Source organism: Actinokineospora alba, from assembly GCF_004362515.1.
Classification (GTDB): Bacteria; Actinomycetota; Actinomycetes; order Mycobacteriales; family Pseudonocardiaceae; genus Actinokineospora; species Actinokineospora alba.
On sequence record NZ_SNXU01000001.1, the window covers coordinates 2396789 to 2416169 of the forward strand.

At 69.9% G+C, this 19381-nt stretch carries 23 protein-coding genes and 1 tRNA gene; 11 read left to right on the plus strand and 13 right to left on the minus strand.

Translation table 11 applies throughout. The annotated features are described in order from the left end of the window. Positions 1–96: 96 nt before the first annotated feature. The 3 genes from C8E96_RS11485 to C8E96_RS11495 all read left to right on the plus strand — a co-directional run bounded on the left by C8E96_RS11485 (position 97) and on the right by C8E96_RS11495 (position 2406). The gene (locus C8E96_RS11485; protein ID WP_091378875.1) at positions 97–789 is read left to right on the plus strand and encodes a response regulator transcription factor; all 693 of its coding nucleotides are present in this window, start codon (positions 97–99) and stop codon (positions 787–789) included. Further along, positions 789–1841 (plus strand): sensor histidine kinase, encoded by a 1053-nt coding sequence (locus C8E96_RS11490; protein WP_091378872.1) that lies wholly within the window; start codon positions 789–791, stop codon positions 1839–1841. Before C8E96_RS11485 ends, C8E96_RS11490 begins: the two co-directional genes overlap by 1 nt. Before the next feature lie 64 nt (positions 1842–1905). After that, positions 1906–2406: a MogA/MoaB family molybdenum cofactor biosynthesis protein gene (locus C8E96_RS11495; protein ID WP_091378869.1), complete on the plus strand. Its 501-nt coding sequence runs from the start codon at positions 1906–1908 to the stop codon at positions 2404–2406. Between the two features lie 187 nt (positions 2407–2593). Here the strand turns inward: C8E96_RS11495 and C8E96_RS33195 are convergent, their stop codons facing one another. The 5 genes from C8E96_RS33195 to C8E96_RS11515 all read right to left on the minus strand — a co-directional run bounded on the left by C8E96_RS33195 (position 2594) and on the right by C8E96_RS11515 (position 4985). Then, a complete protein-coding gene (locus tag C8E96_RS33195) occupies positions 2594–2761 on the minus strand; it encodes a hypothetical protein (protein ID WP_091378867.1) in 168 nt (55 codons plus the stop codon). A 26-nt stretch (positions 2762–2787) separates the two neighbouring features. Next, positions 2788–3186: a large-conductance mechanosensitive channel protein MscL gene (mscL, locus tag C8E96_RS11500; protein WP_091378864.1), complete on the minus strand. Its 399-nt coding sequence runs from the start codon at positions 3184–3186 to the stop codon at positions 2788–2790. 50 nt (positions 3187–3236) lie between these two features. Beyond that, positions 3237–3821: an SAF domain-containing protein gene (locus C8E96_RS11505; protein ID WP_091378862.1), complete on the minus strand. Its 585-nt coding sequence runs from the start codon at positions 3819–3821 to the stop codon at positions 3237–3239. 128 nt (positions 3822–3949) lie between these two features. Continuing rightward, positions 3950–4273, minus strand: a complete 324-nt coding sequence (locus tag C8E96_RS11510; RefSeq protein WP_091378860.1) for an FmdB family zinc ribbon protein — start codon at positions 4271–4273, stop codon at positions 3950–3952. 103 nt (positions 4274–4376) lie between these two features. Then, positions 4377–4985 (minus strand): 5-formyltetrahydrofolate cyclo-ligase, encoded by a 609-nt coding sequence (locus C8E96_RS11515; RefSeq protein WP_091378856.1) that lies wholly within the window; start codon positions 4983–4985, stop codon positions 4377–4379. A gap of 24 nt (positions 4986–5009) precedes the next feature. Between C8E96_RS11515 and C8E96_RS11520 the strand changes: the two genes are divergently transcribed. The 5 genes from C8E96_RS11520 to C8E96_RS11540 all read left to right on the plus strand — a co-directional run bounded on the left by C8E96_RS11520 (position 5010) and on the right by C8E96_RS11540 (position 8882). Continuing rightward, positions 5010–5900, plus strand: coding sequence for a UTP--glucose-1-phosphate uridylyltransferase (locus C8E96_RS11520; RefSeq protein ID WP_091379484.1), 891 nt, complete (start codon positions 5010–5012; stop codon positions 5898–5900). 39 nt (positions 5901–5939) lie between these two features. Further along, positions 5940–7163 (plus strand): molybdotransferase-like divisome protein Glp, encoded by a 1224-nt coding sequence (gene glp, locus C8E96_RS11525; RefSeq protein WP_091378855.1) that lies wholly within the window; start codon positions 5940–5942, stop codon positions 7161–7163. Beyond that, positions 7156–7806, plus strand: coding sequence for a GNAT family N-acetyltransferase (locus C8E96_RS11530; RefSeq protein ID WP_176926790.1), 651 nt, complete (start codon positions 7156–7158; stop codon positions 7804–7806). Before glp ends, C8E96_RS11530 begins: the two co-directional genes overlap by 8 nt. A 181-nt stretch (positions 7807–7987) precedes the next feature. Beyond that, positions 7988–8752: a divisome protein SepX/GlpR gene (gene sepX, locus C8E96_RS11535; RefSeq protein ID WP_091378850.1), complete on the plus strand. Its 765-nt coding sequence runs from the start codon at positions 7988–7990 to the stop codon at positions 8750–8752. A 57-nt stretch (positions 8753–8809) separates the two neighbouring features. After that, a tRNA-Ala gene (locus C8E96_RS11540) sits at positions 8810–8882 on the plus strand. A 352-nt stretch (positions 8883–9234) separates the two neighbouring features. On the opposite strand, the gene trxA is transcribed toward C8E96_RS11540, so the two are convergent. Together trxA and C8E96_RS11550 are read right to left on the minus strand one after the other, a co-directional pair. After that, positions 9235–9612, minus strand: coding sequence for a thioredoxin (gene trxA / locus C8E96_RS11545; RefSeq protein WP_091378847.1), 378 nt, complete (start codon positions 9610–9612; stop codon positions 9235–9237). Positions 9613–9674: 62 nt separating this feature from the next. Next, positions 9675–10265 carry a TetR/AcrR family transcriptional regulator gene (locus C8E96_RS11550; RefSeq protein WP_091378844.1) on the minus strand — a complete coding sequence of 197 codons (591 nt, stop codon included), beginning with the start codon at positions 10263–10265 and terminating at the stop codon, positions 9675–9677. A gap of 74 nt (positions 10266–10339) precedes the next feature. Here C8E96_RS11550 and C8E96_RS11555 point away from each other — a divergent pair, with 74 nt between their 5' ends. Continuing rightward, positions 10340–10903: a TIGR03086 family metal-binding protein gene (locus tag C8E96_RS11555; protein WP_091378842.1), complete on the plus strand. Its 564-nt coding sequence runs from the start codon at positions 10340–10342 to the stop codon at positions 10901–10903. On the opposite strand, the gene C8E96_RS11560 is transcribed toward C8E96_RS11555, so the two are convergent. The 4 genes from C8E96_RS11560 to C8E96_RS11575 form a co-directional block, all read right to left on the minus strand. Next, positions 10892–11722, minus strand: coding sequence for a putative RNA methyltransferase (locus C8E96_RS11560; RefSeq protein ID WP_091378840.1), 831 nt, complete (start codon positions 11720–11722; stop codon positions 10892–10894). The two genes, C8E96_RS11555 and C8E96_RS11560, sit on opposite strands and share 12 nt — an antisense overlap. Before the next feature lie 61 nt (positions 11723–11783). Further along, positions 11784–12464 (minus strand): LPXTG cell wall anchor domain-containing protein, encoded by a 681-nt coding sequence (locus C8E96_RS33700; protein ID WP_091378837.1) that lies wholly within the window; start codon positions 12462–12464, stop codon positions 11784–11786. Positions 12465–12577: 113 nt separating this feature from the next. Further along, positions 12578–13945 carry a dihydrolipoyl dehydrogenase family protein gene (locus tag C8E96_RS11570; protein WP_091378835.1) on the minus strand — a complete coding sequence of 456 codons (1368 nt, stop codon included), beginning with the start codon at positions 13943–13945 and terminating at the stop codon, positions 12578–12580. A 61-nt stretch (positions 13946–14006) separates the two neighbouring features. Continuing rightward, positions 14007–14219, minus strand: a complete 213-nt coding sequence (locus tag C8E96_RS11575) for a KTSC domain-containing protein (RefSeq protein WP_091378832.1) — start codon at positions 14217–14219, stop codon at positions 14007–14009. 203 nt (positions 14220–14422) lie between these two features. On the opposite strand from C8E96_RS11575, the gene C8E96_RS11580 reads away from it, so the two are divergent. After that, positions 14423–16351, plus strand: a complete 1929-nt coding sequence (locus C8E96_RS11580) for a serine/threonine-protein kinase (RefSeq protein WP_091378829.1) — start codon at positions 14423–14425, stop codon at positions 16349–16351. Between the two features lie 103 nt (positions 16352–16454). On the opposite strand, the gene C8E96_RS11585 is transcribed toward C8E96_RS11580, so the two are convergent. Next, positions 16455–17408, minus strand: a complete 954-nt coding sequence (locus tag C8E96_RS11585) for a GlxA family transcriptional regulator (RefSeq protein WP_091378826.1) — start codon at positions 17406–17408, stop codon at positions 16455–16457. Positions 17409–17494: 86 nt separating this feature from the next. Between C8E96_RS11585 and C8E96_RS11590 the strand changes: the two genes are divergently transcribed. Next, positions 17495–17719 (plus strand): hypothetical protein, encoded by a 225-nt coding sequence (locus C8E96_RS11590; protein ID WP_091378824.1) that lies wholly within the window; start codon positions 17495–17497, stop codon positions 17717–17719. Here C8E96_RS11590 and C8E96_RS11595 read toward each other — a convergent pair. Continuing rightward, positions 17670–19235, minus strand: a complete 1566-nt coding sequence (locus C8E96_RS11595) for a dolichyl-phosphate-mannose--protein mannosyltransferase (protein ID WP_228770041.1) — start codon at positions 19233–19235, stop codon at positions 17670–17672. The two genes, C8E96_RS11590 and C8E96_RS11595, sit on opposite strands and share 50 nt — an antisense overlap. Positions 19236–19381: the final 146 nt, after the last annotated feature.

Genomic DNA, 19381 nt, shown 5'->3' on the forward strand with positions numbered 1-19381 from the left:
TCCGCTGACGATCCACCGCGGATCCCTGCTTTCATGGTCCATCGTGGTTCACGATGGACCATGAACCCATGAACCCCCATGGTGAGAGGCGGACCGATGGAACCGACCGGCCGGGTGCTGGTCGTCGACGACGATCTCACCGTGTCCGATGTGGTGCGGCGCTACCTGGAGCGCGACGGGCACCAGGTGTCCCTTGCCGACAACGGCGAGGACGCGCTGCGCTGGATCGCGGAGAACGACCCCGATCTGGTGGTGCTCGACCTCATGCTGCCCGGCATCGACGGCCTGGAGGTGTGCAGGCGGCTCCGTGAGCACAGTGCCGTGCCCGTGGTGATGCTCACCGCGCTCGGCGAGGAGGAGAACCGCATCGCCGGGCTGCAGCTCGGCGCCGACGACTACGTGACGAAACCCTTCAGCCCCAAGGAACTCGCGCTTCGGGTGACGTCGGTCCTGCGCCGGGCGCGGGCCGCGGCGCCGGTGCGGGCCAAGGACCTTGTCGACGGTGATCTCAAGTTGGACGCCGCCGCCCGCAAGGCCACAGTGGACGGTGCCGAGCTGGCGCTGACCACCCGCGAGTTCGACCTGCTGGAGTTCCTGATGAGCCACCAGGGGGAGGCCTTCACCCGCGAACAGCTGCTGGACCGGGTGTGGGGCTGGAACTTCGGCGACCAGTCCACCGTCACCGTCCACGTGCGACGGTTGCGGGAGAAGATCGAGCGGACCCCGGCGAAACCGACCCGCATCGTCACCGTGTGGGGTGTCGGCTACCGCTACGACGGGGAGCGCTGATGGTCGAATCCGGGGAGTCCCTCAGGGAGCTGCTCCTGCACCTGTGGCACATCCTGCCGTTCGCCCTGCTGACGGTGCTGCCGGTCGTCCTGCTCGGCGCCCTGCTGCTTCGGGCGCTGCGCAACGGTTCCCTGTCCTCGGCGATGACCGTGCTCGTGCTGGTCCCGGTCGCGGCCGTCGTCGTCGGGGTGCTGGGCATCAGCGGGTTCATGTTCACCACCACGCTGACCACGATGCTGTTGATCTGCCTGCTGGTCACCCTGGTCACCGTCCCGCTGGCGGTCCTGCTCGGCAGGCGCATCGCCCGGCGCAGTGTCTGGGAGCACGAGGCCCGCGAACGCGAGCGTGCCGCCGAGGCCTCCCGCCGCGAACTGGTCGCCTGGATCAGCCACGACCTGCGCACCCCCCTCGCGGGCATCCGAGCCATGGCCGAGGCGCTCGCCGACGGCGTGGTCGCCTCGCCCGAGGAGGTCTCCGGCTACGCCCACCGCATCGGCAGCGAGACCCACCGGCTCTCCACCATGGTCGACGACCTGTTCGAGCTGTCCCGCATCACCGCGGGCGCCCTGCGGCTCACCATGTCGGCGGTCCCGCTGCGGGAAGTCATCAGCGACGCCCTGGCCGCCCAGACACCTGTCGCCGAACGCAAGCACGTCCGGGTGCGGACCGACGCCCAGGTGTGGCCGGTGGTGCTCGGCAGCGACCCGGAACTCGCCCGCATCGTCTACAACCTCGTCTCCAACGCCATCCGCCACACACCCCCGGACGGCACGGTCGCCGTCCAGGTCGGCGTCGACGGCGGCGACGCGGTCCTGTCGGTCGACGACTCCTGCGGCGGCATCCCGGAAACGGAACTCACCCGCGTCTTCGACGTCGCCTTCCGCGGCACCAGCGCCCGCACACCGCGCCCGGACGAGCACGGGGGCGGGGGACTCGGCCTGGCCATCGCCAAGGGCTTGGTGGAGGCCCACCACGGCCGCATCGCCGCCCGCAACCACGGCCCCGGATGCCGCTTCGAGGTCCGCCTGCCGCTCGCGGCCGGGCACACCTGAGAGGTCGGCAAGAAACGGTCACCTTCAGGGGCCGGGATCGGCCGGGGCAGCTAGGTTGGTGGACATGGAACGCAGCGCGCAACGGCTCGGCAGGGCCCTCGTCGTCATCGTCGACGATCGGGTGGCGCACAAGGAACATGAGGACACGGTCGGACCGCTGGTGACCGAGCTGCTCGAGGAAGCGGGCTTCATCGTCGACGGCATCGTCCCGGTCGAAGGCGAGACGGTCGCGATCCGCAACGCGCTCAACACCGCGGTGATCGGTGGCGCCGACCTCGTGGTGACCGTCGGCGGCACCGGGGTCTCGCCCCGCGACGTCACCCCGGACGCCACCCAGGGCGTGCTGGACCGCCCGATCCCCGGCATCGCCGAGGCGCTGCGCTCGTCCGGTCTGGCCGCGGGCGCGGTCGACGCGGGTGTCTCGCGCGGCCTCGTGGGCGTCTCGGGCAGCACCCTGGTGGTCAACCTCGCGGGCTCGCGCAGCGCGGTCCGCGACGGCATGGCCACCCTGTCGTCCCTGGTGCCCTACGTGATCGGCGAACTCTCCGGCCTAGACGGCAACTGAGCCGCCTCCCCGGAATTTGACTTCGGGTCACCTGGCGGGCGACCGCGGCGGAGAGTGGGTGACCGTGGTCGGCCGCCGTCCCGGTACCCCTTGGGCTGCGGTTTGGTGGGCGGTTTGGCGGCTGACAGCGAGTCCTCGGTTCGGGACTTCCGAACCGGGACTCGCTGTCGTTCGTCTGGGTGTTTACCTAGCCGCCGTGGTGTGGGGGGCGGTTCAGGCGGTACCAGTCTTCGCGGTCGTCGTCGGGCTTCGACGGGTCGCGCTCGTCCGAGGTGGTCTCGGGCAGCACATCCCCGAAGATGGCGTCGAGATCGCGCCTACGCCGGTGTTCGTCCTCGGTGGGCTGCTCGCTCATACCCACATCATCCCTGAACCCTGAGGTCAGCGGATCTGCTGCTGGCGGAGCAGGTCGCGGATCTCGGTGAGCAGCTCGACATCGGTCGGCTCGGCCGGGCCGGGCTCCATGCCGCGCTTGCGGCGCTCCTGGATGTGCTGCACCGGCAGCACGATCACGAAGTACACGACCGCCGCGATGATGATGAAGTTGATGATCGCGTTGATCACGGACCCGAAGTCCATGAAGGTGGCCGGGTTGTCGCTCAGGATCTTGAAGCCGAGACCCTGCGCCGCGTCGGAGCCGCCGATCGCGTTGATCAGAGGCTTGATCAGGCTGTCGGTGAACGCGGTGACGATGGCGGTGAACGCGAGACCGATGATCAACGCGACCGCCAAGTCGATGACGTTCCCGCGCATCAGGAAGTCCTTGAAGCCCTTCAGCACGTGAGTACTCCAATCATGGCGACGGCGGCTACGCCGTACGGCGGAATGAACTATCGGAGGGTAACGGCTACGGGCCGTTCCAGTGAGCTGGAGGCGACTCTGGCCGCCGAATCCCTCGCGAGGGCGATAAGCAGCAGGCTCCCGCGACGCCCACCGTTCACCTGGTCGTCACGCCGCACCGTCACCACGGTCGCGTCGCGCGCCAGGACGACCGCCTCGCCACCGCGCTTGTCGGTGGAGACGATGTCCACCCGCGACCCGGGCCGCACCAGCTCGGCGACCGCCGGGTCCGATAACCGCACCGGCACCGCGGCGAACCCGGACCCGACCGCCGACGGCCCGACCAGTCGCGCCTCCGTTATCGGCTCACCCTCGCCCGCCGCGCCCGCCAACACCCGACCGGCGACAGCCGCGGGCTCGGTGAACGCCGCGTGCGGGACGACCTCTGGCGGCGCCCGCACGACCCGGACGTCCGCTGCCGAGAGATCCACACCGGGTGCCAGGGCGCGGGACGCGACGAGCATGGGGGCCGTGCGGTCGGCGACCGGACGCAGCCACAGCACCACCGCGAGCAGGACGAGGACGGCGGCGACAGACCGCCGGAGTGTGAGTGAACGGGTGGCGAAACGCGGCACGACGGCTCCCGGAGATCGAGATGGCTGACGACCTCGACGCTAGGGAGTTCGGGCGGTGCCGGGAACCCGGAGCGCCCAGGCTGTGGATGCCCGCCCGGGCGCTGTGGACAACTACGGCGTGAAGCGGCTCAGGACGCTTTGGCCGTGGTAGTGGACGTCGTGCTCGACGAAGAGGACGACGCAGAAGTCGAGGAGGACGAGGACGATGCCGTCGTCGACTCGGACTTCGCCGCAGTGGCGGCGGGCGTGGCCGCGGGCGCGGTGGCGCTCGACCCGGAGCGGCTGTCCGTGCGGTAGAAGCCGCTGCCCTTGAACACCACGCCGACCGAGCCGTACAGCTTGCGCAGGCGACCGGCGCATTCCGGGCACTCGGAAAGAGCGGCGTCGGTGAACGACTGCACCGCGTCGAAGCGGTGCTCGCACGCCGTGCAGGCGTACTGGTACGTGGGCACGATGGCTCCCTCTCGAAACCTGGCACTCGGCCAGCCGGAGTGCTAACCCCAATTCTGCGACACCACGCGTGCGGAGCGCAAACATCTCCGCCGGATCTCACAGTCACGGCAGCTGGATGAGGCCCCGTCCCGGGGTCAGCGCGGCGGTCATCAGCACGTCGTGCGGCTCCCGCGGCAGCCGGTCGACCGTCTCGTCGTCGCGCACGACGGCCACCAGCGGGGTGCCGGGAGCCGCGATGACCAGCGTCCGGTCGTAATACCCCGCGCCGCGGCCGAGCCGCACCCCCGCGCGGTCCACACCCAGCGCGGGCACCAGGACCATGTCCGCGATCCGCAGCGCGGCGGCGCCCAGCCGTTCGCCGATCGGCTCCAGCAACCCGAACGGACCCGGCCGCAGCGAGTCCTGCCCCGCGTACCACGCCCAGTCCAGCGGACCCTCGCCCGCGACGATCGGCAGCAGCACCCGCACCCCGTGCGCGGCGACCTCGTCGATCATCTGCACCGAGCCGGGTTCGGAGCCGATCGGCACGTACGCGCACAGCGTCTGGCCGCGACGCACGACCTTTCCGCTGGTCAGGAGCGCGGTGAGCTGAATCGCCTCGGCGAAGCGGGCACTCGCGGGCAGGCGGCGGCGCCTGCTGAGCAACGTCGAGCGCCACTGGTCCTTGGTCCACTCGCGTGCGTCTTCGAGATCACTCCCAGGCGAAGCCACACCACGAGGTTAGGCTGCGTGTCCATGAGCGCGTCGACCGCATTCACCACCGCCATCGTCCCCGCAGCAGGCCTTGGCACTCGCTTCCTGCCAACGACCAAAGCAGTCCCCAAAGAATTGCTCCCGGTGGTGGACACGCCGGGCATCGAATACGTCGCCGCGGAAGCAGCGGAGGCGGGCGCCACGCGCCTGATCATCGTCACCTCGCCCGGCAAGGACGCCGTGGCCGACTACTTCCGCCCGCAGCCCGACCTGGAGCGCACGCTCGAAGAGCGGGGGAAGACCGAACTCCTGGCGAAGGTCCGCCGCGCCCCCGGGCTGCTGGAGGTCGAGACCGCGATCCAGGAGCAGGCACTGGGCCTGGGGCACGCCGTCGGCTGCGCCGAAGGCAACCTGCGCGGCGACGACGAGGCCGTCGCCGTCCTGCTGCCCGACGACCTGGTGCTGCCGACCGGCGTGCTGACCCGCATGGCCGCCGTGCGCGCGAAGTTCGGTGGGTCGGTTCTGTGCGCGTTCGACATCCCGCGCGAGCAGATCTCCGCCTACGGGGTCTTCGACGTGGCCGACACCGACGATCCCGACGTCAAGCAGGTGCACGGCATGGTGGAGAAGCCGCCCGCCGCCGAGGCGCCGTCGACCTTCGCCGCCGCGGGCCGCTACCTGCTCGACCGCGCGATCTTCGACGCGCTCAAGCGGATCACCCCCGGCGCGGGCGGCGAGCTTCAGCTGACCGACGCCATCGCGCTGCTCATCGCCGAAGGCCACCCGGTGCACGTGGTCGTGCACCGCGGCGGAAGGCACGACCTCGGGAATCCCGGAGGTTTCCTGCGTGCCGCCGTGGACTTTGCCCTCGAGCACCCGGAGTATGGGCCCGACCTGCGGGAATGGCTGCGGGAACGGGTTGGCGGCGTGTAGATGCCGGGTCCAGGACGCGATTGGTGACAAGGTAACCGGATGAGGTCAGTCGACGAGCAACTCGCCAGGGCGCTGGCGGCCGCGGTCCGGCCCGCCCCCGTGCGGGTCGCCATCTCCGAGGCGCAGGGCCTGCTCTGCGCCGAGGAAGTCGTTGCCGAGCGCGCGCTGCCGGGGTTCGACCAGGCGGCGGTGGACGGCTACGCCGTGCGCAGTGTCGACACCCAGGCCGCGGGCGAGGAGCCGGTGCAGCTGCCGGTCGTCGGCGAGATCGCCGCGGGCTCGCGGCAGCCGCGCAGGCTCCAGCCGGGGCAGGCCGTGCGCATCGCCACCGGTGCGCCGCTGCCCACGCTCGCCGACGCCGTGCTGCCCACCGGGTTCACCGACGGCCACCACGCGAAGGTCACCGTGCACCAGCCGGTGCCGTCGGCGGGCTATGTCCGGCGCACCGGTGAGGACGTCCAGACCGGCGACGTCGCGGTCCGCCGCGGCGCGGTGATCGGCTCGGCCCAGGTCGGCTTGCTCGCCGCTGTCGGCCGTTCGAAGGTGCTCGTCTACCCAAGGCCGCGGGTATCGATCATCTCGGTCGGCGACGAACTGGTGGACATAGACCGCACACCCGGACAGGGCCAGGTCTACGACGTCAACTCCTACGCCCTCTCCGCCGCCGCGCGCGACGCGGGCGCGGAGGTCAACCGGGTCGGAATCCTGGAGAGCGACCCGAAGCGGCTGCGCGAGGTCGTCGAGAGCAGGCTGCTGCTGTCGGAGATCGTGGTGATCGCCGGTGGTGTGGGCGGGGAACTGGCCGAGGAGGTCCGGTCCGCGATCCAAGACCTCGGCGAGGTCGACATGACCAGGGTCGCGATGCACCCCGGCTCGGTGCAGGGCTTCGGCAGGCTCGGTCCCGACGCCGTGCCGACGTTCCTGCTGCCCGGCAACCCGATGAGCGCGCTGGTGGTCTTCGAGGTGATGGTCCGCCCGCTGATCCGCGCGGCCCAGGGCAAGCGCAACCCGCACCGCCGCGTGGTCACCGCCAGGCTGCTCTCGCCGATCACGTCCACGAAGGACCGCCGCGGCTTCCTGCGCGGACAACTGCTGCGCGACGAGTCGAACGGCGAGTACCTGGTTCAGCCGCTCGGGCTGTCGGGCTCGCACCTGCTGGCCTCGCTGGCCGAGGCGAACTGCCTGGTGCTCGTGGACGAAGAGACGACCGAGGTCCCCGTCGGCGAGCAGGTGCAGGTCAGCTTCCTCGCCCAGCGTGGCTAGCGTTCCCGCGGGTCGCCACCCCGGCTGGCCCGCCCGGCTCGGGCCGCTGATCGTGGGCGCGGGCGTGGTCGAGGTTCGGGCACCGAGACTGTGGGACGCCGCCGCGTGGAGCCGCATCCGCCGACGCGACCAACGGCACCTGGAGAACTGGGAGCCGTCGGTGCCCGGGACGTGGGCGGAACGCAACGCGGGCATCGCCTGGCCCGCCCAGTGGTCGACACTGCGCGCCCTCGGCAGGCGGGGGATGTCGCTGCCGTTCGTGATCACGGTCGACGGCGAGTTCGCGGGCCAGATCACCGTGGGCAACGTGATCCGCGGCTCGCTGTGCTCGGCCTGGGTGGGCTACTGGGTCGACAGCGAGGTCACCGGCGGGGGTGTCGCGACCGCTTCGGTGGCCCTCGTTGTCGATCACTGCTTCACCTCGGCCGGGCTGCACCGGATCGAGGCCACGGTGCGCCCGGAGAACGCCGCGAGCCTGCGCGTGCTGACCAAGCTGGGCTTCCGCGAAGAGGGCCTGTTCCGCCGCTACCTCGACGTGGCGGGCGACTGGCGTGATCATCTTTGCTTCGCATTGACCACAGAGGACATACCAAAGGGCCTGGTAGCGCGCCTGATCGCCGACGGCGGCGCGGTTTTGCCATAACGGTGCACGATGTTCATGGCAAATTAGTTTGATCAAGGCCGTTACGGTGGAAGGTCCACTTACGAACTAGCCGAATGGGTGAACGTGGTCGGCGCGCCTCCGCCAAGCGTGTGACTGTTGTGACTAACGTGGCGAATGCAGGGACGCGTGCGTCGCAAAGTTCGGGGGAGGTGCCGGGGACATGCCGAGCTCTTTGATCGTGGTCGCACTCGTAGTGGCATGGCTCGTCGTCCTCGTCCCGATGGTCGTGCGCAAGCGCCAGGAAATCGCCAGGACAGCGGACTCCGCGCTCGCGGCACGAGTCGTGCGCAGCGGTAGCGTCCACGACCACGACGAAGAAGACGACGACCTGCACGACCTCCACGAGGAGGCCGAGGACACCCGGGAGGACTTCGCCATGAGCGACGTCGACGAGGTGGACCCCGAGCTCGACGAGCTCGACGAAGCCGAAATCGAAGACGACCCCGAAACCGAAGTCCGCCGCTACCGCCCCGGCCGCGGCGGCTACGACCCCGACGCCGCCGCCCGCGCCGCCCGCGCCAAGTACGGCTTCCGCCAACGCGTCGTCCTGCTGATGATCGCCCTCGCGGTGATCACGGTCGCCCTCGCCGCCACCCTGAACCCGACCCTGTGGTGGGCACACGGGGCGATCGACCTCGCCCTCATCGGCTACCTCACCTACCTGCGCCGCCAAGTCCGGATCGAAGAAGAAATCCGCCAACGGCGCTACGCCCGCATGTCCGCCGCCCGCCGCTCCCACGCCCGGCCCTACGCGGACGAATACGACACCTACGAAGACGAAGACACCCGCCCCACCCGCGACCACGCCCCCACCCGCATCGCCCACCCCAGCGCCGTCGTCGTCGACATCGACGACGAAGACCCCTGGTTCGACGAACTCGGCGACCCCTCACACCTGCCCTACCGAAGGGCCGTAGGCGAGTAAGACCCCCCAGAAACCCCGGTGCGCACATCCTGATACGCTCTCCGCGCACCAAAGTTCGGGGCTGTAGCGCAGTTGGTAGCGCGTCTCGTTCGCATCGAGAAGGTCCGGGGTTCGATTCCCCGCAGCTCCACGCATAGACGGCTCATGCCCATAGAGGGCATGGGCCGTTTGCGTTCCGCATTGTTTCTGAGGGGCGACCCCCAGGCCCCCACGGTGCGATCGGTGACCATTTCTGCGCTGCCGGACCATCAGGGTGGGCTCGCGCTGCGCGCATCGGGGGTGCGTAACCGATCGTTGGGTCGCTCGCTGTGCGAGCCGTTGCTATTTCGGCCGTGCTCGGCATCCGTTGTGGCTCGCGCTGCGTGCATCGGTGCCGAGTCGAAAGCGCCGACTTTCCCGTAGCTGGCCCATTGGCCATGAATGGTGCTCCCGCGCACAGCGAAGCCCCGCGAGTGGGTCGCGGGGCTTCGGTGTGTGGTGGGTTATTCGGCGGGTTGGCCCGCGTTCTGCTTGGCTACCTCGGCGTGGACTTCGGCCATGTCCACGGCCTTCACCTGGGTGATCAAATCCTCCAAGGCGGGCGCGGGAAGCGCACCCGGCTGGGAGTAGAGGACGACGCCCTCGCGGACGGCCATGACCGTCGGGATCGACGAAATGCCGAACGCCTGCGCGAGCTGCTGCTGAGCCTCGGTGTCGACCTTGGCGAAGACCACATCGGTGTGCTGCTCCGACGCCTTCTCGAACGTCGGGGCGAACTGGCGGCACGGACCACACCAAGCGGCCCAGAAATCCACCAGGACGGTGCCACCACCGCCCACGACCTCGTCGAAGTTCTCGGTGGTCAATTCGACCGTCGCCACAGGACCTCCTAGGTAAGGGCGTGCTGTCTGCGGTTCAACGAACCACGCCCATAGAACATTCCCTACGCCAACTTGGCGTGAATACCCGCCTCAGCTCGGCGGTAAGCCTCATCGTCGCCAGTGAGCACCGACACGGCGTTCGACGCCCGCGCCAACGCGTCGATCTCGAACGCGAGCTGCGCGGCATCGGTGTCCGCGGGCAACTGCCCCCGCTCGACCGCTTCCTCGACCATCCCGACGAGCACCGCCATCCAACTGCGGAAAGAACCCACCACTGCGTCATGCACCCGGCCCTCGCGGGCATCGAACTCAGCCGACGCGGCGGCGAAAAAACAACCACCGGGGAAGATCCGGGTCCGCGAATACGTGATCCAGTTGTCGACCAGCGCCCGCAACCTCGGCAGCCCCGGCTCGGCGGCGCGCGCCGGGCGGATCACCCGGTCGACGAACACCTCCTCGGCGTAGGCGAGCGTCGCCAGCTGCAGCTCCTCCTTCGAGCCGAAGTGGGCGAAGATCCCGCTCTTGCTCAGCTCCAGCTCCCCGGCCAGCCTGCCGATCGTCAGCCCGTCCAACCCCTCGACGGACGCGATCTCCGCCGCGCGGCGCAGCGTGACGCGCCGCGTCTCCGCGCCCCGAGCCAGCCGACCGTCCATGCGAGCAATCTAGACGACCCGACGATCATGTGGAACTATCTGACCGATCGTTCGTACTTATTTCTGGAGGGGTCATGGACATCAGGGCACTGGACCGGCGGGCCGTAGAGGTCACCGGCGCGGTCATCGACCGGCTGACCGACGAGCAGCTCGACCTCGCGTCGCCCTGCTCGGAGTGGACGGTTCGTGGCGTCATCGGGCACATGGTGGGCAACAACCACGGGATGCTGGCCAAGCTCGCGGGGCAGGCGGCGCCCGGGGACGTCGATCTGGGCGAGGACCCGCGGGCGGAGTTCCGCGAGACCGCCGAGGCGTTCCTGGCGGCCTTCGGAACCGATGAGGCGCAGGAAGCCCCGTTCGAGCTGCTCGGTGTGGAGCGCACCGGCGCGGTGGCCCAGTCGGTGCACTTCGCTGACGTCCTCGTACACGCGTGGGACATCGCGTCGGCGGCCGGGATCGACCTGCGGTTCGACGAGGACCTCGCCGAGGCCGCGGTCAAGGTCGTCAGCCGCTTCCCCGAGGAGCTGTGGGGACCGGGTGGCGCGTTCTCCGCGCGGCTGCCCGTCGCCGAGGGCGCCTCGGCGCACGAGCGGCTGCTCGCGCTGACCGGGCGGGCGCCGGTGGCCTCAGCCGCCTGACGGCCGGTAGGCGCTCACGGTGACCGACCCGGTCACCGTGAGCGGATCGGCCAGCGCGGTGATCCGCTCGTGGAACTCGGCGGCGACGGTGTGGAAAGCGTTGGGGCCCATGCCCACCAGCGTGGTGACGTCATGGTGCGACAAGGTCATCGAGAACTCGCGGTCGGTCTGCTCGACGAGGTCGAAGTGCGGGGCCAGCCGCTCGTCGATGCGGCTCTGCTTGTCCTCCTCGACCGCCAGTAGGTCCAAAGTGGACACCAACTCGGCCAGGTGTCGAGACGTCGGGGCGACCACGACCAGGGTGCCCTCGGGCCGCAAGATCCGGCGCAGCTCCGCGGGGTTGCGTGGGGCGAAGACGTTGAGCACGAGCCCCGCGGCGGCGGGCTGGACCGGCAGCGGCTGCCACGCGTCGCAGCCGACCGCGCCGATCAGGGGATGGGCGCGGGCGGCCCGACGCAGCGCGGGCTTGGAGGCGTCGAGCGCGAGCCCTATGCGGTCCCTGAAGTGGTCGAGGACGGCTGCGAGGTAGTAGCCGGTGCCCGCCCCGACGTCCACGACGCAGCCGGGTCCAAGCCGGGCGGCGTCGACGATCGCTTCAACGATCGGGGCGTAGTGACCCACGCCGAGGAACGCCGCGCGGGCGTCGACCATCTCGGGAGTGTCCCCGGTGAACGTCGAGGCCCCGCGCAGCAGGCTCACGTAGCCCTGGCGGGCGATGTCGAAGCTGTGCGACCGCGCGCACCGCAGCGTCCCGGACTCGATGGCCAGGGCGCCGCCGCACAGCGGACAGGCCAGGAACGGGACGGCGTCGGCGAGCATGGAGCGACCCTACGACGAGGGCCCGGGCGACAGTGTCGCCCGGGCCCTCGGTCTAAGTGGATCAGTTACGACGCAGGACCGCGTTGCGGATCCGCGGGACTCCCAGCAGCAGGCCACCGCTGAGCAGCAGCGCCGCGCCGAGGAAGATCATCCAGCCGACGTTCGCACCGGTGTCGGGCAGGTTGCTGTCGTCACCAGGGGCCGGTGCGACGGTCGTGGTGGTGACCGGCGCGGTCGTCGTGGTCCCCGCCGAGGTCGTCGTCGTCGGCTCGGTGGTGGTGGTCCCACCCGTCGTCGTCGTGGTAGTCGTGGTCGTCGTGGTGGTCGTGGTGGTCTTCACGCCACAGGCGAACCAGTGGCTGATCGCGGCGATCTGACCGCCGTTGTTGTACGGCGAGTGCAGCTTCAGCCACGGCATCTCGCCGAGCTTGTCCGCAGAGTACTTGTTGTACCCGTCGCCGCCCTTGATGACCACGCCGACCAGCTCGACGCCTTCGGGCACGTCCTCTTCGGTGATGTCGATGGACATCGTGTTGTCGGGCGCGGGGTCCTCGCCGAGGACGGACTTGCTGCCCGGCCACAGCGTGGGGCAGTCCGCGGCTTTGATGTTCCCTTCGCCGTACACCGCGCGGGTGTCGCCTGCGGGCGGCGGGCCTTCCTGAGCGCCCGCGGTGCCCGAGATGGCCAGCAGGGAGGCCGCAGTGACGGCCGTGAACGTGAGCGACGCGACAAACCTGCGCATGTATGAACTCCCAGAGTGACCATGCCTCGACGACTGGGCATTTCTACACCCAAACGGACGAGGTCACTACACCGGTGTGCTCCTGAGCGTGTTCGTGTTCGTCCCGTTGCCGATTAGAGATCTTTCAACGCGTCCTCGATCGCCCGGTGGAAGGTCGGGTAGGCGAAAATCATGTGTCGCAACGTGCTGATGGGAACTTGCGCGTGCACCGCGAGGGTCAGCATGCCAAGGACTTCGCCGCCGGTCGGGCCCGCTGAGGTCGCTCCCACGAGGACACCGCGATCGGCGTCGGCGACCAGCTTGATCAGGCCTTCGTTGCCGATCTTGTGGATCCAGCCGCGCGACGACGACTCGACTTTGGACATCCCTGTCCGCACGTCGATGCCCGCTTCGCGGGCGGCGGACTCGGTCAGGCCGACCGAGCCGACCTCGGGATCGGTGAACGTCACCCTCGGCACGGCCCGGTAGTCCGCGCCGGGGGAGTCCTCGCCGAGGATGTCGGCGACCGCGATGCCCGCCTGGTACATCGACATGTGGGTGAACGCACCCTCGCCGACCACGTCGCCGATCGCCCACACGCCGTCGGCGGCCCGCAGGTGCTTGTCGACCTTGATGCCCTTGGCCGTGTCGTCGAGCCCGACGGCGGCGACGCCCAGTGCCGCCAGGTCGGTGCGGCGGCCCGCGGCGACGAGGAGCTGTCGGGCGGACACTGGATCTCCGCCGTCGAACTCGAGGGTGAACCGGTCGCCGTCGTGGCTCGCGGAGGTGATCTTCGCGCCCGTCCGCACCGTGATGCCCTCGGCGGCGAACCGCTCGGCGATCAGCGCCCCCGCTTCCGGCTCGTCGAGTCCGAGCAGCCGGTCCTGCGCCTCGACCACCGTGACCGCCGCGCCGAAACGGGCGAAGACCTGGGCGAACTCGCAGCCCACCGGCCCGCCGCCGAGCACGATCAGCGATTCTGGGACCTCCTCGACGGCGACGGCTTCACGGTTGGTCCAGTGCGGTGTGTCGGCCAGGCCCGGTACGGGCGGGAGCGCGGGCTCGGTGCCCGGGTTGAGCACGATCCCCTTGCGGGCGGTGATCCGCTCCTCGCCAGAGGGGGTGGACACGACGAGTTCGCCGGGGCCGGTGATCCGCGCGCGGCCGCGCAGGAACCTCGCTCCCGCCTTGGTGAGCCGCTGCACCGCCACGGTGTCGTCCCAGTCGTCCGTGGCCTCCTCGCGGATGCGCTTGGCGACCGGCGCCCAGTCCGGGCGGACCTCGGCGAACCCGGCCAGGTCCGCGACCCGACGAGCCTCGGTGAGGGCGTCGGCGGCCCGGATCATCATCTTCGTCGGCACGCACGCGTAGTACGGGCACTCGCCACCGACCAGCCGGGCCTCGATCCCCACGACCGACAGTCCTGCCTCGGCAAGCCGCGTGGCCACGGATTCGCCGCCGGGCCCGAGACCGACCACGGCGACGTCGACGGTGAGAGCCATCTGTGTCCACCCTTCTGGAAGACCATCACTCCACCACGGCCCGCGGTGTCCCGCAGGGTCGCTAGCGCACCCGCAGGAACTCGTGGCTGTCGCGGATCTCGCGGTTGAGGAACGCCCCGACGCTCGGCGCGGACATCAACCCCCAGTACAGCCGCTTGGCGACGCCCAGGTACTGGTAGACGTTGCCGTTGCGGAACTCGACCTCGAGGGTCTCCGTGGCCGCGTCGTAGCCCACCGACGCGACGCTCGCCGAAGCGAGAGCCTGTCTGCGCATCTTCCCCGCCCACGATTCGATCTCGGTGCCTCACCGATACCTTGCCACCGAACGCCTGATGCGTCTGCCTCAGTTCGTGAGCTGTGGACAACCTTGACGGCACGTTCGGCGTCCCTGTGGATGAACGGCCCGCCCGGGCCGCCGATCGGCATACGCTGGTTTCCGGCGCACCCGGCGCCGCATTGAGAGGAGCTGTACTCGAAGTGCTGGACCTCGCGGCTTCCCTGCTGTCGTTCGCGCACAGCCTTTTCGGGCCGGGGCTGTGCCCCGGCGACTGGGTCTGGGCGACGAGCACGGCCGGAGCGCTGATCGCGCTGCTGCCGATCGTCGGCTCGGTGACGGTCGCGCTGGTCCGTAAGGTCACCGGCAACCTCTACAACCCGGTCACCTACGGAGTGTTCGGCGCCATCGGCGCGTTCTTCGCCTTCCTGATGCCGTGGCTGCTGTTCAACGGGATCAGTGGGGTCTTCCGAGGTGTGTTCACCAAGGACCCGACGGTCTCGCTCGCCGGGTCGGGCACCATGGACGTCCACTACTGCTGGGTCGACGCTCAGGACGAGTACCTGGGTGGCGGGGCCAACGTCTACGAGGTCATCTTCCACAAGTTCGAGGACACGCCGGTCTTCCTGCTGCGACTGGTCTTCCTCGTGGTGGTCCCCGCGATCTGCCTGCTGTTCGTGATTCTGCAGGCCCGCGCCGCGACCCGCCGCGGCCCGCGCTGGGTGAGCAGGCTCGTCTGGGTGCCGTTCGCGCTGATGATCGCGCTGAGCGTCCCCGTCGAGGCCAACACCGCGTCCCACCTGTGGCTGGGGTTCCTGCCGATCTCGGTGCTCGGCCTGATCCCCGTGTACGTCATCGGCGCGCCGAGTTGGTCGACGATCGAGCGCAGCCACCAGAAGCCGGAGCCCGCCCCGCCGCAGCAGTCCGGTGTGAGCGCGCACCCGCAGACCGCGCACCCGCCGAGGCAGACGCCGCCTCCGCAGCAGCAGAACAACCAGCCCAGCAAGGCCGTGCCGCCCTACGTGCCGCCCGCGCCGCTGCCGCCGTACCAGCCGCCGGCGCACGTCCCCGGCTATCCGCCGCAGGTCCCGGTGAAGCCCGTGCCCGCGCCCTACGTGCCGCCCGCGCTCAATCCGACGCTGCATGACCCCAACCCCGAAGGCCTCGGCGCGATGGCCCGGTTGGCCGCCGACCCCGGTCCGCTCCCGTTCGCCCCGCGCTCGGCCACCCCGCCCCCGCCGCCGGTCAAGCCGTCCGGCAGCCGCTTCCGCAAGGTCCGGGCCCTGGGCCAGGGCGGGTTCGGCACGGTGTGGCTGGCCGTGGACACCCAGCTCGACCGCACGGTCGCGGTGAAGATGGCGCACGCCCCCGACGCCGAGACCGAAGAGCGCATGCTGCGCGAAGCAAGGGCGCTAGCGGCGGTGCACCACCCGAACTGTGTGCGGGTGTACGACATCGTTTCCGAGCCTGAGGGCCTCGGCCTGGTCATGGAGTACATCGAGGGCCAGCCCCTGGCCGACCGCGTCGCCACCGGCGGCCCACTCGACGACCTGGCCGTCGCCCGACTGTGGATCACCATGGCCGGAGCCCTGTCCGCCGCCCACGCCAAGGGTGTCCTGCACCGCGACGTCAAGCCGTCGAACGTGATCATCGACCCGGACGGCAACGCCCACCTGATCGACTTCGGCATCGCCCGCTCGCAGGGCGACTCCACCTTGACCGCGACCGGGATGATGGTCGGCACCCCCGACTTCCTCGCCTCGGAAACCGCCGCGGGCGCCAACGCCACCCCGGCCTCGGACGCTTGGCAGCTGGCGGCCACCGTGAGTTTCGCCCTCACCGGCAAACCCCCACGCGGCACCCGAGAGAACGCCATGGCCGCCCTGATGGCCGCCGCGAAGGGCGAACCGGTCACGCAAACACCGCAGCAGAGCGCCCACCGCAGACTGCTGCTGGCATCACTGGACAACGAACCGGCCCGCCGCCCGACCCTGCGCGCGGTCGCCCGCGAACTCAGTGACTGGATGGCCAGGGAAGGCCACACGGAGACCGGCCCAGTCACCCAGATAGTCCGCCGGGACGACATCGACAAGGTCGACAAGGCGAACCGCACCAGGCATCTACCCGGATAGCAATCAGCGACACTCAAGATCAACGCGGACCGGCCACCAGCCTTGAGCCGCCGCTAGCGCCACGGGCAGCCCCGGACGATGTTCCCGGCGATTCGAGCGCAGCTCAGCGAGGTGTGGCGAAGTTTCGGCGGTAGTCCTTCGGCGAGACACCGACGATCTTCTGGAAGTGGTGCCGCAGCAAGGCCCCCGTCGCGAACCCGCACCGGTTCGCCACGTCGTCCACCGACGCCGAGGTCTCCTCCAGCAGTGTCCGAGCGTGCAGCACCCGCTGCATCGACAGCCATTTCAGCGGCGTCGTGCCGGTCTCGGCGACGAAACGGCGGGCGAAGGTGCGCTCCGACATCCGGGCGCGTTCCGCGAGTGCGGCCACCGAATGGTCCTCGGCCAGATTCTCCACCAGCCAGGTCAGGATCGGCGTCAGGCTGTCGCCGGTGCACTCGGGCACCGGCAACTCCACGTACTGCCGCTGACCGCCGTCACGCTGCGGCGCCACGACCATCCGGCGGGCGATGGCGGTGGCCACCGCCGAGCCCATCTCGCGGCGGACCAGGTGCAGGCAGGCGTCGATGCCCGCCGCCGTTCCGGCGCTGGTGATGATGTCGCCGTCGTCGACGAAGAGGACGTCCGGGTCGACCTTCGCCAGCGGAAAGCGCTCGGCGAGTTGGGCCGCGTGCCGCCAGTGGGTGGTACAGCGGCGCTGGTCGAGCAGGCCGGTGGCGCCGAGCAGGAACGCCCCGCTGCACACCGACAGGATCGTCGAGCCGCCGGCGTGGGCCGCGCGGAGTGCGTCGAGGACGGCGGGCGGGTAGGTGTCGCGGATCTGGCACGCGGGCAGGGCGATCAGGTCGGCTCCGTCGAGGGCGGACAGGTCCAGGGTGGGGACCATCGACACGCCGACGCTGGACGGGATCGACTTGCCCGCCACTTCCCCGCACACCCGGAACTCCACGGGCGGCACGCCGTCGTCGGTTCGGTCGACCCCGAACACCTCGCAGATCACGCCGAACTCGAACGGCGCGAAGCCGTCGATCAGCACTGCCGCCACGCTCTTCAGCATGCCTGAAGACTAGCTGGCAGGATTTTGTCGCACAAGGTCAGTTCTGCCACTGGTGGCAGGAAAGAGTGCAGCGCAAACTTAGTGCCATGGAACTCGTACTCATCGCCCTCGCCGCCCTTCTGGTCTACGGACTGGACCGCAACCACCACCGTCAGCCCGAACCCCGGCCGCGCCTGGCCGGACGGTCCGACGTCGAAGACCGCGACCTCGTCCGGGTCGCCGCCGACCTCCGCACCGCGCGGCCCGAGCCGCGTGAGCGCCCTACCGCCAGGACGGCAGCCAGAGTTCGGCTTGCCATCGGGCCTCGGTGATCGAGTCACCGTTGAGGATCGGCCAGAGCCAGACGAAGTTGGCCACGACCATGCCCACGTACAGCGCGACAACCAGTAGACCGGTGCCCCGCCGTTCGGCCCCATCCCGGACCCGGCCCAGGATGTGGCCGAGCGGCAGCACCAGTCCGAGCACCAGGAACGCCGCTATCGGCGTGACGTAGAAGAAGTACATCTGCCGGTCGAGGTTGATGAACCACGGCAGCAGGCCCGCCAGGTACGCGGTGACGACCGCGGCGTAGCGCCAGTCGAGCCGGGCCACCATCCGCCACAGCCCCCACGCCAGCATCGGGAGCGCCAGCCACCACAGCGCGGGCGTGCCGATCAGCATTGTCGCGGCGACGCACTTCGTCTCGCCACAGCCCAGCGTGGAGCCTTCGTAGTAATAGAGCATCGGACGCAGACCCATCGGCCACGTCCACGGCTTCGACTCCCACGGGTGCTGCTTGTTCGGGTCCGTCACCAGCTCGCTGTGGAACTTCAGGACGTGCTCGTGGAACTGGAACAGCGACCCGAACGCGCCCTTGACGACGCCCCACGGCCCACTGGCGTCGGTCGGCTCCAGGTGCCGATCGATCCCGGTCTCGCTGCCGAACCAACCCCACCAGGTCGACAGGTACGCGATCGCCGCGACACCGATGAAGGCCCACAGCGCGGGCAGGAGATCACGCAGCGCCGTGCCGATCCAGGGGTGCCGAACACCCGCGGCACGCCGGGCCGTCACATCGAACAGGACCGTGAGCAGCCCGAACGCGGCGATGAAGTACAGCCCCGACCACTTGACGCCGCAAGCCAGGCCGAGCAGCACACCGCCCAGCAGGCGGAACCAGCGCACACCCAGCCGCGGCCCGTACGTCGAGTCGCCGACCCAGCCCTCCGCGACCGCCACCGCGAGCCGTGACCGGACTTGGTCGCGGTCGACCAGCAGCGCGGCGAACGCGGCCAGGATGAAGAACGCGAGGAAGGCGTCGAGCATCCCCATCCGCGACTGCAGGTGGGACACGCCGTCGCAGATCAGCAGGATTCCCGCGATCGCGCCGAGCAGTGTCGACCTGGTCAGCCGCCGGGCGATGCGGATGATCAGCACGATCATCAGCGCCCCGGCGAGCGCGGCGGTGAACCGCCAGCCCCAGCCGTTGTAGCCGAAGAGCGACTCGCCGAACGCGATGAGCGTCTTGCCCAGCGGCGGGTGGACGGTCAGCCGGTAGCCGGGGTTGTCCTCGAACCACCCGTTGCGCAGCATCTGCCACGCCTGCGGCACGTAGTGCTTCTCGTCGAAGACGGGCGTGCCGTTGTCGGTGGGGTTGCCGAGGTTCTGGAACCGGACGAACCCGCCGATCAGCCCCAGGACGGCGGTGACGATCCAGCCGCGCAACCGGTCGGTCGGCATCGGCTTGCCCAGCAGCCGGTCGCGTACCGACTCGGTGGCGTCGGCTTGCCGAGGCGCCGGGTCCGGACCGACCCGGTCGGCCTCGTCTTCGGCTACGAGGAGGCTCACGAGGGGAGATGGTAGGGCGCGAAGTGTTATCCCCGCGTCGGGATAGCCGAGATCACGCCGAAATAGCGAGGTGACGGTAGGTGGATGCTCGCCCACTGATGAATCCATCGTCAGTGACCACGGCTTTCCGCTGGTCCTTCGAGCGC